Source organism: Blautia sp. NSJ-140 (assembly GCF_022868965.1).
In the GTDB taxonomy this organism is placed as follows: Bacteria; Bacillota; Clostridia; order Lachnospirales; family Lachnospiraceae; genus Blautia_A.
The window spans coordinates 1-15,633 of sequence record NZ_JALIFS010000007.1 but is presented as its reverse complement, the minus strand read 5'-3'; the positions used below and the strand labels follow the sequence as shown (position 1 = coordinate 15,633).

The window sequence follows — 15,633 nt, the reverse complement described above, 5'->3', positions numbered from 1 at the left end:
TTATGCAAATCAAAAGATTACGTATTGACAAGCATCTTTGTTTGGTTGATTTTGATATTAGATTTGCCACTGTGTCTGGTGGTAGTTCAACCATTTTGATTGGTGAAAATGGTGCAGGCAAATCAACAATGATAGAATGTATTTTGAATATTTTAATGTCCTTTGATTCACCGGCAATTGAGAAGCAGATCGATTATAGTTATTCCCTTGAGTACGAATATGCACAGAAATCAATATCTATTATCAAAAGTGGCCATGCTTACCGTATTACAGCGGACGATTCTGCTATTGAGGGAAGTTATAGGAAGGTTCGTTCGTTTGCCCAAAAGAATTCCCTGTTTCCACAGCGTGTTGTTGCGTTTTATTCCGGAACGAATAACAAACTTTTTCCGAATATAAAAGTGGTAAATACGAGATATACGTGCTTATGCAGGGATACGCTTAGAAATTTTTTAAAATCAATGAACGATGATAGCGAGCGTTTTATTCCTAATTTCCCAAAGAGAAAATACAATTATTGTGAGGAAGGGTTTACCCCTGTTTATCTACTTTCTATTTTGTGTGGACAAAAATCCTTTGAAAAAAGCTATCTTATTAAAGCTTGTCATTTTGATAAGGTTAAATATGTGGATATGGTTGTCAACACCAATAAAGTTGAGCAAATTTTTGGCAGAGGACGGTTTGAGGGTGATGTACCTACAGGCTTGTATTACCTGACTGATTTTATTGATTATCGATTTACAGATCTTTTGCGTAGAGGCTTTATGTATTCTTCGAATGGAAAATCATATTTTCAGATCACGAATATTGACAGTGTGAACATTGATTCAATAGCTATTCTTGAGTTTTTTGAAAAACTATATTCTCTTTTTGAGACCAGATTTGAAGTAACTGTCACACAAGGGGAATCAAATGTAAAATGCAGCGAAATGAGTGAAGGTCAACGGCAACTTATCAAAATTCTTGGTATGCTCGGCATTTGCAAGACAGAAGACTGTTTGGTATTGATGGATGAACCGGATGCCTATATGAATCCACGCTGGAAATATGAAATCAAAGAAACAATGGATAATTCTTTGCGAGATGCTATAAATACTCAAGCTATTGTTGCAACTCATGATCCGCTTGTAATCAATGGCGTTCCAAAGGAATTTATTCGTATCTTTACTCACAATGAAAACCTCGTATCAAACAATGGGTATTACTTTACAAAAGTAATTGTCCCTACAGAAGATACAGAGGGGATGGGAATTGATGGCTTATTACAGAGTGAGTATTATGGATTGTCTTCGGTTTTGGATAGTGAAACAAAAGATAAAATGGATGAAAAACACAGACTTCTTATTAAAAAGAAAGATGGAACAATAACCGATAATGAAAAGTATAAATTATTAGAATTGACAAATGATCTTGAGAATATGTCTTTTACTAGAAATATACCAACGGATAGTTATTATGACGAGTATGTTGCAGCAATGCACAAAATCTATAGTGAGCGTCCTCATGTTAATCTATCTGCGGAAGACATTGCTGAAAGAAACGCAAAGGCGGAAGAAATTTTAAAAGGACTATTAGAAAAATGAGATATATTGATTTAGCCTTGATTGATAAAAAAGATCCTGATGTAATAGGATGGCTTAATAAAGCAAGATTGTATTTAAATGAATTGAGCAAAAAAACAACACACGACGAACGAAAAGAATATATGGCTGCTCATGGAATTTGGAGTCAATTCAAACCGATACTTATAAAATATTATGGAGAAAAATGCTGGTATTCTGAATGTAGTTTAGAGGGGACATTTGGAGAGATTGATCACTTTAGGCCGAAAAACAAATCAACAGACGAGAAAAAAAATGAAATATTGCCAGATGGATATTGGTGGTTGGCATACGATTATCTCAACTATCGTTTAAGTTGTGAGAAAAGTAATCGTAGTTATGGTGATGGCGGGAAAAATGATATGTTTCCTTTAAAAGCAGGTACGCCTGCTGCTACGCAAGGAAATAATAATGATATCCCCATTCTGTTAGATCCTTGCGTGGAAAGCGATGTTGAGATTATTGATTGTAATGAAGCTGGTGAAATCATAGCATTAAGCAACGATCCCTACGATGTAAGTAGAGTTGAAATTAGCAAAAGAATATACAATTGGAATTGTTTTAATATTGGTCGTAAAAAAATTCGTTCAGACAGCAAAATAGCATTGCAACTTTTTGAAATGGCGTATGAATTATGTCCGGATAAGATGGCACCTTCAATTAAGCAAATTTGTAAACTGGTTCATCCGGACACCCCATATTCATCGTTTGCCAAACGATACATAAAATTTAAAATTCACGATAAACCATACGAAGATGTGATTGTTAATGCAATAGAAGAAGCGCATTTCCTGCTTCGACACTTAGAGCAAAGAGAGGAGCAGGAAAGATTACCGCAGACGCCCTGTTTGGAGCAGGAAGAAAAATAAATGCACTCGGTTTTCCTGCGGCTGTGGTCATCGTAATAGTGAGGGGAAAAGATCAGATGGCGTCGAACTTCCCTGGAAACAGAGGAAGGGCTCTTGCCAAGTTCGTCAGCAATCTTTTTGAAGCTCCATCCTTTTTCGATGCCAGCCTCGATAGAGATTCTGTCAGAGAGTGTAAAGTGTTTGCCTTTGTTGGATTCAAAAAAAGTATTCATAAATAGAAACTCCTTTCATGTTGGAGCCTGAGAGTAAGTTCATGTTACTATGATTGCAGAGGTAAATGCAACCCCTATGTCTGTGTTTAAGAACAAAAAGACCTAAGGGTTGCATTTACTTTTTCAATTAACAATCACAAAGAGTTCACAAAATAATTAGCACTCACCTCTTGATAATGGAAGTTGATTTTTGTCCTGTCTTGTGTATCCTAGAAGTGCCTGTTTTACAGGCTTTCCGGGGCATCGGTCATTTTGTTTGGTATTGTAAAGCAGTGTCAGATTTGTCGTAAATGTCGTAAATTTGTGGTCAAAAAATGATGAGAAATGGAGAGTGCTAATAATATGAACGCAGGCTACGAAGTGACTGCGTTCATGAGCAAGTAGCGAAGCGGATTGCGAATGTCCACTGTTATAACGTATACAAATGTAAATGGATATCTGATTCCAAATCTCACCTATAAATCCGGTGAGCAGATGGAGCAACTTGGCAAGTATGGTTTTCTTCGTAGAGATTATCTGAAGAACTATCGAAATTCAACCTATCAGGTGATGCTTTTGCAGGATACGATTGGTGAGCATCTGCAGGAAGTGGATAAGGCTGCCAGAGAACGGGAAGAAATTATTCTGAAACAGTTGGAAGAAAAAGATCCATTGCCAGATAAGGAGAAAGATCAGATGGCATGGGTAAGAGCTGCCAATCAGCACAGAGCGATTGCGGAAGAGATTATTCTGAAGGAATTGATTTATATCTAAATGAATGTGATGAGGTCGTGGAATGCGACCTCATTGTTGTATGAGAATATAAAATTGCAGTAGGCAGAACGAGAAAAATAGGGTAATATAACAATAACCTGTTGGTACGATTTTGAAATGCCAAGTTGGCATTTTAAATTATAGAAGGGAATCAATAATGAAAAAAGAGATAATAGTAGCAAATAATATTGATAACATTTACGATGAAATAAATGCATTGATCAGAGAAAAGAAAACGGATGTAAAGAAAGTTGTGAACGATGCCATTATCTCACTTAACTGGGGAATTGGGAAAAGACTTAGTGCGGAGTTCACCGGAGATAATAAGCCTGAGTATGGAAAAAAAGTTGTTGCAGAAGTCAGTAAACGTTTGGAACAGGAGTATGGTTCTGGATTTGATAAAACATCAATTTCGAGAATGATTAAATTTTATCAGGAATTTCCTGACTTCGAAAAAGTTGCGACACTGTCGCAACAATTGACCTGGTCACATTTTGTAGAGATTTTGCCAATACACGACGAGTTAAAGAGAGACTTTTATGCTGCAATGTGTATGCAAGAGAACTGGTCAGTGAGGACATTGCGTGAAAGAAAAAAATCTATGCTTTATGAACGCACTGCAATATCGAAGAAACCAGAAGAAACAATAAAAAATGAGATTGCTGAATTACGGGATGATGGAAAAATGAGTCTGGATCTTTTTTACAGAGATCCATACATGCTTGATTTTCTTGGTTTACGTGATACTTATAGTGAAAAAGATTTGGAAAATGCCATTCTTGCGGAATTAGAAAAATTTATTTTGGAAATGGGATCGGATTTTGCGTTTTTGGCAAGGCAGAAGCATTTTGTGCTGGATGGTAAAGACTATTATATGGATTTATTGTTTTATCACAGAGGTTTGAAAAGGCTGGTTCTTGTTGAGTTAAAGCTTGGAGAATTTGAACCGCAAGATAAAGGACAAGTTGAACTGTATTTGCGATGGTTGGAAAAAAATGAAAGAGTAGAAGGTGAAGAAAGTCCGGTTGCTCTTATATTATGTGCAGAAAAATCGCAGGAAACCATAGAATTAATGCAATTGGATCATGGAAATATCCATGTGGGACAGTATATGACTAAAATGCCTCCAAAAGAACTTTTAGAACAGAAGTTATCCCTTGCTATTGCAAATGCGAGAGAGCTGTTGGAACAGAGGAAAGAAGAATAAAGGTTTTCAATTTAATAATGAAATTCAGAACAGGCGTGAGTCATAAAAAATATGACTTACGTCTTTTTCTTTTTGCAGAAAGGAAGTGAGAGATAATGTCACAGATTTTTCGTGTGGAGCGAACAAAAAATTTTACGGTAATGAGTAACCATCATTTTAAAAATAAGAGCCTGTCATTAAAGGCAAAGGGGTTGCTGTCTCTGATGCTGAGTCTGCCGGATGACTGGAATTATAATATGCAAGGACTGGCAACATTGAGTAGAGATGGGATTGATTCTGTTCGTTCTGCAATTAAGGAATTAGAGCATCATGGATATGTGGAACGCCATAGATTGCGTAATGAATATGGCTTTTATGGCGATACCGAATATATTATCCGGGAAGTTCCATTAGGAGAAGAAAATGATTAAGCGAAGGAGAAAATGCCTAATGGTGGATAGTCCGATTTTGGACAATCAGGTCATAGGAAATTCCTATCTCCGGACATCAGAAAATAGGAAAACCAGACATGATAAATCCCATATTGGACAAACCGTCGCTATTAATAACCAATGTTATCAAATATGAATTATTAAAGAACCAGTAAATAAAATATCCATCTTATCAATTCACGTAAGTATTAATAGGATTGGATAAGAAAAGAAAGAATGAGGTATGATTATGAGAATGATGAAAAACAACAATAATGAAACAGTTATGGTGATCGGGATTGATCATGGTTATGGAAACATGAAAACAGCCACCAGATGCTTTCCATCCGGTGTAGCCAGATATGACAAGGAGCCAATCTTTCAGAACAATCTTCTTGTTTACAATGGCATGTATTACCAGATTGGAGAGGAACACAAGGAGTTCTGTGCAGAGAAAACGCAGGACGAGGACTATTATGTGCTGACACTGGCGGCTATAGCAAAGGAACTTGATGGGAAAGAAATGAATCAAGCAAAGGTACACATTGCAGCCGGACTTCCGCTTACCTGGCACTTTAGCGTGCAGGGAAAAGCTCCGGTGGAGCTTTTCATCGCAGTAGCTACACAGAAAGAAGATTTCCAGAAATATCTTCTCCAGAATGAAAGTGTAGATTTTATATTCCGCAATAAAGAGTATCATGTAGAGTTTGCAGGAGCTGATATTTACCCACAGGGATTTGCAGCAGCTTTTTACCGTTTACAGGATTTCAAAGGAATCAACATGCTTGTGGATATTGGAAACGGAACTATGAACATCATGTATATCAACAATTCCCGTCCATTAGAGAAGAAATGCTTTACAGAGAAATATGGAACACATCAGTGTGTGCTTGCTGTAAGGGAATCCCTGCTGAAAGAACTGGGAACAGTGGTGGACGATCTGGTGATTGAGCAGGTGATCCGTACTGGTACAGCAGATATTGGTGAGAAATATCTGACAGTCATTCGTAAAGCTGTCGGAGATTATACGAAAGAAATCTTCCATAAGCTGAGAGAACGGGAATACAATCCGGAATTGATGCGTCTGTATGTGGTAGGCGGTGGAGGTTGTATGATCCAGAATTTTGGAGAATATGACAAGAGCCGGGTGACGATTGTACGGGACATCTGTGCCACAGCGAAAGGCTATGAAGCAATGACCGTAAGGAAAATCCAGAGAAACGGAGGGATGCTTGTATGAGAAAAGAACGGAAAATCATCAATACAAATATCCGTTTGAATCTTTGTGATGAACAGGACAGGCAGGCATGGGAATATTTGCAGACGATGGATAGGGAAAAATATAAATCATATACCAGAGCTGTTGTAGTAGCTTTGAATGACTATTTTTCCAGAGAGTACAGGAATGAAGCAGATCCATATCTGGAAACCAGAGAAAAGGAAGATGCTTTTCTGGAAAGAGTGGAAACAGCTGTCCGGGATGGAGTAAAGGAATCCGTTCCGATGGCTATAGCGAAGAATCTGATAGAAATGCTTGTACCATTTGTAAAAGAATCGATAGGAGAAAGTAATCTGTCGGACAGAATACTAACAATGGAGAAAACGGATGGAGAGATCGCAGAAGATAATCTGGACTGGGAGAAAGAAGCTGATATGGATGCAGCACTGGATTTTGCAGACAGTTTTTAGACGGTTATGAAATAGCAGTAACAGGAAAACAGACTGACAGTAAGGAATAGCTTTACAAAAACAGAATAGCAGAAAAAGACAATGGCAGTGATGACATTTCAGACATTATGAATTGGAAAAATGTTTATGACTGCTATTTTTATGTCTTTTAGCAGAAATGGAAAGAGATCCAGAAAAAGAAAGACAGAAATAACAGGAAAATATAACAGAAAAACGTTGGCAGATGGGTGGATTGAACAAGCAAGGCGAAGAAAAGAATAGAGTGCCGGATACGGCACATGATTGTCCGATACTTCGCATCGGAGTGATGCATGAACAGCCTGTTTCAGAAAGAGAAAATCTATCGAAATGGGAGCTTTTCTCTTTATGAAACAGTCTGTCCCTGCACCACAAAACCACCGTCATCTCCATTTTGATTTGATAACGTAGGGTGGAAAATATGGCTTGGTGGGTGTCGGTTCAGTGGTGGGGAGATGACAGGCAAGTTTCGCAAAGTGGCAAGCCACTCTGCACCGGAGCCAGCCTTTGGGCTGTTCCTAAACTTGCCAGAGGGCTCCGCCCCTGGAACCCCGGCACGTCAATAGCGTAAGTATCCCCGCGAAATGTCCACCGGACATTCCTGTGGAACACTTACTGATTGACTAGGACTTGTCTCCGCCGCCGCTCCGGTCGGTGCAAAGCTGACGTCCACTGGACGTCATGCACCCTGCACCCACCAAAGGAGCATTGTCTTCGCTCCACTTCGGTCGGTGCTAAACGGACATCCACTGGATGTCCAGCATCCTTATGGAATCCCTTTATTGGTTTATCAGTCAGAATATCGTATCAGTCAATAAAGAATGAAAATTAAGCAAAGAAAGGAGCCGAAAGCCTATGAGAAAACGAAATCATACAGTAACCATACGAATGAATAAAGCAGAATACGATCTGCTTCAGAGTAAGGTCAAAGAATCCGGAAGAACACAGCAGGAAGTTGTGATAAAAGCAATCGCAGATTTGAAAATAGTATCTGCAGAGGAAGTGGAAGAACTGAAAAGACTGAACCAGATGTTTGCAGACATCCTTTGTCAGCTCCGGGGAGCGACTACAAATATCAATCAGATTGCAAGAAAACTGCATACAGATGGAGAAATCCCAAACGACAGTATGTTATATTTCCTCAATAAAAATGTCCTCAAGTACCGGAAGGAGAGTGAAAGAATATGGCGGTTAATAAGACGATTAATAAGCGGACAAATACACATGGAGCAATGAGAAATTGTATCGAATATGTTTTACGACAAGACAAGACCGGCGAACTGCTTACCTATGTAACAGGCCCGTACTGCCATGATGAGATTAACTATGATCTGGTGTATAGAACCTTTTTAGAAGAAAAGAAGATGTGGAATAAAGATTCTGGGAGAATGTATGCCCACAACATTATTTCCTGGCATAAGGACGAGTAGATTATTCTGGAGCAGGCGTTTGAATTTGGAAAAGAGTTTGCAGAAAAATGGTTTAGTGGATTCCAGACGTTAGTGGCTGTGCATAAGGATAAAGAGCATATTCACTGCCATCTGGTTACCAATTCAGTGAGTTATGAAGATGGGAGAAAGCTGCATAATACCAGAAAAGATTTGGAACGTATGAAACAGCTTACCAACCAGATGTGCCGGGAACGTGGACTGACAGTTGCCGAGAAAGGAAAGCACTTTGATGGAAGCCAGATTGAAAAAGGGGAAGTCATTGCGTGGAGCAAAGATAAATATAACCTGTTCCGTCAACAGGTAAAGGACAGTTTTGTAGCGGACTGTGCAATGGCGGTATTAAAGGCACTGGAAAATTGTATCAGCAAAGAAAAGTTTATAGAAAAAATGAAACAGTTTGGATGGAACGTAAACTGGACAGAGAAACGTAAGCACATCACTTTTCAGAACCAGGATGGAAAGAAAGTGCGTGACAGCAATCTGTCTAAAACATTTCATCTGGATATCAGTAAGGAGGGATTGGAGAATGAATTTAATGGAAATAGGGAAAAATCCAGAGTTGCAGCCGACAGAGACAGCAGAGCAGCCGAAGAACTCAGAAACTATTACAGAGAGCTTGACGCAGCCATCACAGACACCAGAGGAATCACCGATCAAGCTCAAAGTGGAGAGGGATATTCTTGTACAGAGTTTCGAGAAAGCGAAAGAGTTCATGCGAACACAGAAAAAGCAGATACAGACACTGGAAGAAGAGAAACGGATGATCTTATTCGACAGGCAGAAATTGCGAGAAGAAGTTCGGAAATCAACCGTAGAAATTCAGCGTTTAACAACAGAACTGTCCGAAACGCAGAAGCTGAATCAATCGCTTCAGCAGAGCAACGACGATCTGAGGAACAGGAATGGTTTGAAGAGCAGGAAAGAGCAAGAACAGCTCGAAGAAGAAATAAAAGACGTTCGGGACCAGAACTCTAAACTGCAGATACAGGTGAATAAATCATCTGTTGAAGCAGTAGATGAAGCACAGAAGAAACAAAAAGAAGCAGAGAAAAAGATGGAACAGGCAGAAACAAAGGCCCGTAACGAAAAGAAACGGGCAGAGCTGGAAATCCGTAAAGCGAAAAAAGAAGTAAAAGCCAGAACCGAAAAAATGAGGGATACGGAATATTTTTGGGGAATGGGATACATTACGGTAATCCTGTTTGTAATTATGCAGAACGGTGCTTTTCAGAATGATTTCATAGATTTTTTCAGGACTCCATTCATGTGGTATTTTCAATTTTGTGAATGGTTGGCACATCCAACCTATGATAACGGATTTAACCAGAAAATAGCATATACATGTGGAGAAGCATGGGTTATCAGAATTCTGGCAATCGTAGCGGTCCTTCTCATAGTGGTAATTATAATGGCGATAATTATGGAAATAATAAAGATATACAAAAAAATGTGGGATAAAATTTCACAGATGTTTTTAATCGGAAGTCTTTCGGGGATAGCAGTGCTTGGAGATGTAATTAGAGAATATCTGCCAGTGAATTTGATTTTGACATTTGGATTTATCAATGTGGGAATCATGCTGCTTAAAATGTATTTTCAGAAGAAGTTTGAAGAAAAAAGCCTGTATGCTGATAATCACTATGATTAGGAAAATACAAAAGCCGATAACCATAGTTCAAAGAACTGTGTTTTATCGGCTCTGCGGCTGTGCGTCTGGCGTTTTAATAGCAGTCATATGGAATTGTGCAATGTTGATTAGGCATTTGCTTTTACACTTCGAACAAAAGAGTGGGAAAGTTTTTTAATAGACAGTATCTTCTCGGATTTTGTCACGTGTTTTATTTCCGCAGACAAGGCAACGCACCCACTCGACACTTACTTTTATTTGCACCTCTACTTTTATTTTTTCCTTGAGTATCCTATAACACTAACAAAATACGATGAAACTACTATACCCAAAGCAAAAATAGCAATCAACATAGGATTTTTAACCAAATTTTGAGTAACGTATTTCATATCTTTTGATATTTTGCTTACGAAAAAGATAACGAGAAGTGTGCAAATCATTCTCACATACTGAACTCTCATATAGCCAAACCACTGTGCTATTGCTAAACATATAGAACACCATAAAACAGGTAATGCTATTGCAATGGCGATAGAAAAACCAAACTGGCTAAGTGTAAAATTATGATAAACCACATAACGAATGATATAAATGATAACTGTACCCATTATACTAATCGGAACAAGAAGCAAGCTAGTCAAATACTTACTGAAAATGATTTGGTACTTACTCATCGGCAAGGTTAATTCATATTGTTTCCATGAAGTCAATCCATCATAGGTCATGGTCATCATTAAGTGCATACCGATAAAAAGTGAAAAAAAAGCCGATGACATAATTGAGTAAACTTCATTCTCTCCGAAGAATGAAATTGCTATTACAAAAAAATACATTACAAAAATGACTTTTTTATTCATTTTCTTCATAAGCAATAAATCCTTAAAAACCAATCCTTTCATTTGACACCTCCTTTGATATAGAACAGCATAATGTCCTCAATAGAAGCATTATCAATAATTAGATTTTTGTATCTTTTTTTTGCAGCTACTTTGTCATGTATTAAGCATTCCACGCTAAGATTTGTTTCTCGACAACATACATAGTCATCTGGCGAAACAGTATTAAATTCTGATTTTTTACAGCGTATAATTCCATAATTATAAATAAGGTCATCTTTCTTTTCCTCAAAAATAATTTTTCCATTATGAATCAGAATTACATAGTCAGCAACCTTTTGTATGTCAGAGGTTATATGTGTAGAGAACAAAATAGAGTGTTCTTCATCTTGAATAAATTCTAAAAAAATATCCAAAATTTCATCTCGTACAACAGGATCTAACCCTGTTGTTGCTTCGTCTAAAATCAGAATCTGGGGTCTATGCGATAGTGCACAAATAATTGACAATTTCATCTTCATACCTTTTGAAAGTTGCCCTATTGATTTATTTAATGGAACATCAAGGCGTTTCATATATTCTTCAAACAAATTCATATCCCATGTTTTATAAGATCCCGAAAGGATTTGGGCAATATCTTTTGCATTTAAGACGGAATGGAATTTACATTCGTCAAAAACAACACCAATGTTTTCTTTATGCAAATAAGAGTGATTTTGTTTACCCAATATTCTTATTTCACCCGCATCCAACTTTAACTGGTCTAAAATTAAATTGATAGTTGTACTTTTTCCAGCACCATTTTCTCCTATGAAACCCACAATACGTCCTGTAGGAACTGTAAATGAAATATGATCTAACATAAAATCATCAAATTTTTTAGTAACATTTTTTACAACAATACTGTTCTGTTCCATAATTCCACCTCTCATTCTTCAAAAAATAGTTTTAGAATATTAGCCATTTGCTCATAGCTGATACCATGAGTACGACCGATTATAGCAACCTTTTCTAAAAGTTCTTCTGCTATTCGTAGTTGTTCTTCTTGAATAAATTCTTTATTTGGTGATGCAACAAAACTACCTTTTCCCGATACGGTTTCGATAAACCCATCTCGAGTTAAATCTTCGTAAGCTCGTTGAACAGTAATAACACTTATATGCAGGTCTTTTGCCAGTGCACGCATGGAAGGCAGGGCTTCTCCGGCAGATAGGGTACCATTCATGATTAAACTCTTGATCTGCATAGCAATTTGTTCATAAATAGGCTTATCACTACTATTACTTATGATAATTTCCATTCTAACTTCCTCTCACCACCTTTTGATATATGCGTACTTATACGATATGTACAGTGTATATGATAGTGTCAGAAATGTCAATAAAGTAATCCTACAATTCATTCATTAAAATATACCATATAAAGTTTTCAAAAAATCAGCGTAATCCAACCTGTCAACCGGCATAATAAGGTTATTTCTTTGTGCAAATCAGCACGATAATGATAGGATGAGCGATGATGAATTAGAACTTCTGGCTCCATGGAACGAAATCGTCAAAGCTGAAATCGAACGTCGTGCAAACGAATCAAATTAATCATATGTGAATTGTCAAGGTGCTCCGGCTACTGAAAAGTAGTCGGGGATTTTTTCTATCGTATCTAAAAATTAAGCGGTTACCATATATTCAGATTGGCAGTGAAGTAGTTGTTAAAGAATATCCAGATAGACGGGAATATGCTGTTTGGGAAGAGGTACTTAATACTTGTTTGAAAGAAAAAGCGAAGCGATTTGTGTAATTACAAATGCTGGCTATAAAGTAGTTGAGTGATGAAAAATACATATAGCAGAAGAGCATTAGATTAAAAAAGAATAGTAACTCCCCATTATTGGAATATTTTCCAGTTTTGAGGAGCATTGTATTTGCTATATTCGCCATTTTTTCTTAGGTTCAAACTTTCCGCAACCATCACAGGTCTGTGGCCAGTTGATTTTCCATTCAAAATACTCATCTCTGGTAATCTCGCCGGATTTCAGTTCATCCATTCGAACTACCCATTCTTTCAGAAAATCATTCAGAACCCCATAATCAAACCACATACAGACAGGAGCATGGGCAGGCCAGTTATCATTGTCATGGTAGTAAACGGAAGTGTCTGCTACTTCATTGCATTTTTCACCAGGAAATTTCCGAGGAAGAAACAGATGCAGGGCAGATGGATTAAATTCATCCAGCCAGAAAAGCAGTTCCATCATTTCGGAAGCGTCACGTCCAGCGGTATCATAGAGGGTATAAGGATTGACATCCAGAGCATTAGCCATTTTATCAACCAGATCTTTTTTTGGAACACGAACGCCTTTTTCATATTGTACAATTCTATGCTGATCGGTCAGTCCGATCTTCTCTGACAGTTCTTTTTGTGTCATTTTCCGGAATGTCCGGATTTTTTTTAGTTTCAGATTAAAATTCATAAAGTCACCTCTGCATTAGTCCTGATAAACATCCATAGAAGATAGTAAAATCAAGAAATGAATAACTATTTGTCCATATTATAACACAAGATAGCAGAAAATCAATAAAAAAGAGTACAAAAAAGAACCTAAAACGCATGAAGTGCTATTGACATTAGCAGTAACTGGGGATATAATGGCATTAAATCGAAATAGGTACAAAAATGTATACCTACAAAAACTTTTGATTGTTGAACCTTGAAAATTAAATGAGCTGTATGGGTGCCTTTCGGGGCTTAAAGGTAACACAGGATTCCACCGCTGTATCAGAGAGTAGTATGTGGAAACCGAAGATACTCCGGCAACGGCTGGTATGCTTGAGAAGAAGCTGCCAGTATTCAGAAAGATTTCTGATAGAGGTCAATTGTAACGTTGACACCGCCATATACAAATGGAAGCCAACACGCCGAACAGAATGGAAAATCATCGTAAGAAGTCCAAACAAAAAGTATATGTACTGACAACGGGCATAACCGCTGTCTGGGAGGTGATGCAGAAGAATACGGAGGAAAGGAGGTATGTGCATCATGAGAAAAACAACAGAGTATAAGTCTGAGAATCGTCTGACGGTAGATATTGAAGGATTAATGGCAATGTTATCCTGCGGAGAAGTAACTGCAAAGAAAATTGCAGACCATGCAGAAGCAAGAGTGATTGTTGGAAGACGTGTTCTCTATAACGTGGATAAGATAAAAAAATATCTTGATGCAATGGCAGTGTAATGAAAGATAAAAGGATAAAATACAACAACTTTCCTTCGGAATGAAAAGTGAAAAGGGTAAAATATTCCTGAGAAACAGGCAAATAAAAATTAGCATTTTGCAGGAATTTACCCTTGGAAATCATAAAATATTATGTTAATCTGTGAGCAGATATCAGGCAGTAAATAACTGATACCGACAGGACAAAAATCATTCCGAATAACGAAAAATGAAGTGAAAGGAATGATTGATATGGCAAGAAAAGATAATAAAGGCAGAAATTTAAAAACAGGTGAATACCAGCGTCCGGATGGACGTTATGAGTATCGCTACAAGGATGAAATTACCGGAAAGCGTAATTCGGTTTATGCAGCTGATCTGGCGAGTCTGCGAGAAATGGAAAAGAAAATCAATAAGGATATGGATGATCTGCTTATTACAGATGCATCAGTCAAGAAGCTGACTGTAAATACGTTGTTTGAGCGATACGTGGCAACAAAGAATATCAAGGAAAGAACGAAAAAGAATTATATCCGTATGTGGGACTACCGTATACGAAATACTTTGGGAAATATTCGTGTTTTGGATTTTAAGACATCTCATGTAAGGACATTCTTTTCAGCATTGTCAGATGAAGGACTTGCACACAGTACGATCAAAGGTCTTTATGGCTTATTGAATCCCAGTTTTGAACTGGCAGTGGAAGACGGGATTATCCGTAAGAATCCGGTAACTGGAACACTTGGAGATTATGGGGCTCCGGCAAAAGAGAAAGAAGCACTGACACTGGAACAGCAGGAAAAACTTCTGGAGTTTGTTGAACAGAGTAATGTGTATAAGCTTCATCTTCCGATGATGCAGGTTATGTTTGGGGCTTGCCTGAGAGTGAGTGAGACTATCGGCTTAACCTGGTCAGATGTGGATATGAAGAACCGGGAGATTCATGTAGGTGGACAGCTTGTGTATTATGAAGGTGATGAAGGATATTGTTTCCATGATTCAGAAACCAAAACGGATGCAGGAATCAGAGATATTCCTATGACACAGATGGTATATGATGCGTTCCGTAAGCAGAGAGAACTGAATCTGATGCTTGGTTTGCAGAGTAATGTTGAGATCGGTGGACGTAGTGGATTCATCTTCAATACAAAACATGGGCGTCCGATCATGCCGGCGGGAGTGAACAGCTTTCTGAAAAATATTGTTAATGCCTATAATAAGAAAGAAAGCAAACTGGCAGAAGAAGAGAAGCGAGAGCCGGAGCTGATGCCTCCTATTTCATCGCATACCCTTCGGCATACGGGATGTACCAGACTGGGTGAGAACAATGTCAATCCCAAAGTTATGCAGTATGTGATGGGCCATTCAGATGCACAGATTACAATGAATGTCTACAATCATATTGCAGAAAAGTCTCATGTGGAGAATGAAATGTCTAAAATGAACCTGCCGGAAACCGTACCTGCTGTGGTATAAACCATAGATTGTTGTCGTAAAATGTGGTAAGAAAATCAGACGAATATATTTTCCAAAAGATTTGTCGTAAAAATGTGGTCAAATCAAGAAAATCGAGTGCGAAAGCAAGTGAAAAATCCCTGTGAAGCCCGTAAAATCAAGGTTCACAAAATCTTGGTTGAATGAAAAAGTAACTTCCACCATGTGCTAGTACTGATAAGTAAAGGGATTTCTGCAGAATTAATTTCTACAAGATATAGATATTTACACAAAACAAAACTATAATATAAGGAGA

15 protein-coding genes and 3 pseudogenes are annotated in these 15,633 nt (G+C 37.8%); 12 read left to right on the top strand and 6 right to left on the bottom strand.

All coding sequences use genetic code 11. The annotated features are described in order from the left end of the window. The first annotated feature begins 2 nt into the window (after positions 1-2). Together MUB50_RS09520 and MUB50_RS09515 are read left to right on the top strand one after the other, a co-directional pair. Entirely contained in the window at positions 3-1,583 is a 1,581-nt protein-coding gene (locus MUB50_RS09520; protein ID WP_118378188.1) for an AAA family ATPase, read from the top strand. Beyond that, complete coding sequence (locus tag MUB50_RS09515; protein ID WP_147336989.1) at positions 1,580-2,470, top strand: hypothetical protein; 891 nt, start codon at positions 1,580-1,582, stop codon at positions 2,468-2,470. Before MUB50_RS09520 ends, MUB50_RS09515 begins: the two co-directional genes overlap by 4 nt. 68 nt (positions 2,471-2,538) lie before the next feature. Here the strand turns inward: MUB50_RS09515 and MUB50_RS17200 are convergent. Beyond that, positions 2,539-2,682 (bottom strand): annotated as a pseudogene (locus MUB50_RS17200) (helix-turn-helix domain-containing protein); the annotation flags it as partial. Between the two features lie 399 nt (positions 2,683-3,081). On the opposite strand from MUB50_RS17200, the gene MUB50_RS09505 reads away from it, so the two are divergent. The 8 genes and pseudogenes from MUB50_RS09505 (at position 3,082) to MUB50_RS09465 (ending at position 9,858) form a co-directional block, all read left to right on the top strand. Continuing rightward, positions 3,082-3,435: a TnpV protein gene (locus tag MUB50_RS09505; protein WP_244790452.1), complete on the top strand. Its 354-nt coding sequence runs from the start codon at positions 3,082-3,084 to the stop codon at positions 3,433-3,435. A 157-nt stretch (positions 3,436-3,592) separates the two neighbouring features. Beyond that, positions 3,593-4,642 carry a PDDEXK nuclease domain-containing protein gene (locus MUB50_RS09500; RefSeq protein ID WP_118247152.1) on the top strand — a complete coding sequence of 350 codons (1,050 nt, stop codon included), beginning with the start codon at positions 3,593-3,595 and terminating at the stop codon, positions 4,640-4,642. A 95-nt stretch (positions 4,643-4,737) separates the two neighbouring features. After that, complete coding sequence (locus MUB50_RS09495; RefSeq protein WP_244790450.1) at positions 4,738-5,052, top strand: helix-turn-helix domain-containing protein; 315 nt, start codon at positions 4,738-4,740, stop codon at positions 5,050-5,052. 250 nt (positions 5,053-5,302) lie between these two features. After that, on the top strand, positions 5,303-6,292 hold the full coding sequence (locus MUB50_RS09490) for a ParM/StbA family protein (RefSeq protein WP_244790448.1): 990 nt from the start codon (positions 5,303-5,305) through the stop codon (positions 6,290-6,292). Further along, positions 6,289-6,741 (top strand): hypothetical protein, encoded by a 453-nt coding sequence (locus MUB50_RS09485; RefSeq protein WP_244790446.1) that lies wholly within the window; start codon positions 6,289-6,291, stop codon positions 6,739-6,741. The genes MUB50_RS09490 and MUB50_RS09485 overlap by 4 nt, the downstream gene beginning before the upstream one ends. 873 nt (positions 6,742-7,614) lie before the next feature. Continuing rightward, a complete protein-coding gene (locus MUB50_RS09480; protein ID WP_173703208.1) occupies positions 7,615-7,995 on the top strand; it encodes a plasmid mobilization protein in 381 nt (126 codons plus the stop codon). Further along, positions 7,944-9,185 (top strand): annotated as a pseudogene (locus MUB50_RS09470) (relaxase/mobilization nuclease domain-containing protein). Before MUB50_RS09480 ends, MUB50_RS09470 begins: the two are co-directional and overlap by 52 nt. Beyond that, entirely contained in the window at positions 9,118-9,858 is a 741-nt protein-coding gene (locus MUB50_RS09465; RefSeq protein ID WP_227752363.1) for a DUF6040 family protein, read from the top strand. The pseudogene MUB50_RS09470 and the gene MUB50_RS09465 overlap by 68 nt, the downstream one beginning before the upstream one ends. Positions 9,859-9,900: 42 nt before the next feature. Here MUB50_RS09465 and MUB50_RS09460 read toward each other — a convergent pair. The 5 genes and pseudogenes from MUB50_RS09460 to MUB50_RS09440 all read right to left on the bottom strand — a co-directional run bounded on the left by MUB50_RS09460 (position 9,901) and on the right by MUB50_RS09440 (position 13,143). After that, positions 9,901-10,074: pseudogene (locus tag MUB50_RS09460) on the bottom strand (cysteine-rich KTR domain-containing protein). A 35-nt stretch (positions 10,075-10,109) separates the two neighbouring features. Beyond that, positions 10,110-10,736: an ABC-2 transporter permease gene (locus MUB50_RS09455; protein ID WP_118041629.1), complete on the bottom strand. Its 627-nt coding sequence runs from the start codon at positions 10,734-10,736 to the stop codon at positions 10,110-10,112. Continuing rightward, positions 10,733-11,590, bottom strand: coding sequence for an ABC transporter ATP-binding protein (locus MUB50_RS09450; protein ID WP_022381160.1), 858 nt, complete (start codon positions 11,588-11,590; stop codon positions 10,733-10,735). Before MUB50_RS09450 ends, MUB50_RS09455 begins: the two co-directional genes overlap by 4 nt. Positions 11,591-11,601: 11 nt before the next feature. Beyond that, complete coding sequence (locus MUB50_RS09445; protein WP_008706402.1) at positions 11,602-11,973, bottom strand: GntR family transcriptional regulator; 372 nt, start codon at positions 11,971-11,973, stop codon at positions 11,602-11,604. A gap of 624 nt (positions 11,974-12,597) precedes the next feature. Continuing rightward, the gene (locus MUB50_RS09440) at positions 12,598-13,143 is read right to left on the bottom strand and encodes a helix-turn-helix domain-containing protein (RefSeq protein WP_118041631.1); all 546 of its coding nucleotides are present in this window, start codon (positions 13,141-13,143) and stop codon (positions 12,598-12,600) included. 566 nt (positions 13,144-13,709) lie between these two features. Here MUB50_RS09440 and MUB50_RS09435 point away from each other — a divergent pair. Together MUB50_RS09435 and MUB50_RS09430 are read left to right on the top strand one after the other, a co-directional pair. Next, the gene (locus MUB50_RS09435) at positions 13,710-13,904 is read left to right on the top strand and encodes a hypothetical protein (RefSeq protein ID WP_118041633.1); all 195 of its coding nucleotides are present in this window, start codon (positions 13,710-13,712) and stop codon (positions 13,902-13,904) included. Between the two features lie 231 nt (positions 13,905-14,135). Beyond that, positions 14,136-15,359, top strand: a complete 1,224-nt coding sequence (locus MUB50_RS09430; RefSeq protein ID WP_118041639.1) for a tyrosine-type recombinase/integrase — start codon at positions 14,136-14,138, stop codon at positions 15,357-15,359. Positions 15,360-15,633: the final 274 nt, after the last annotated feature.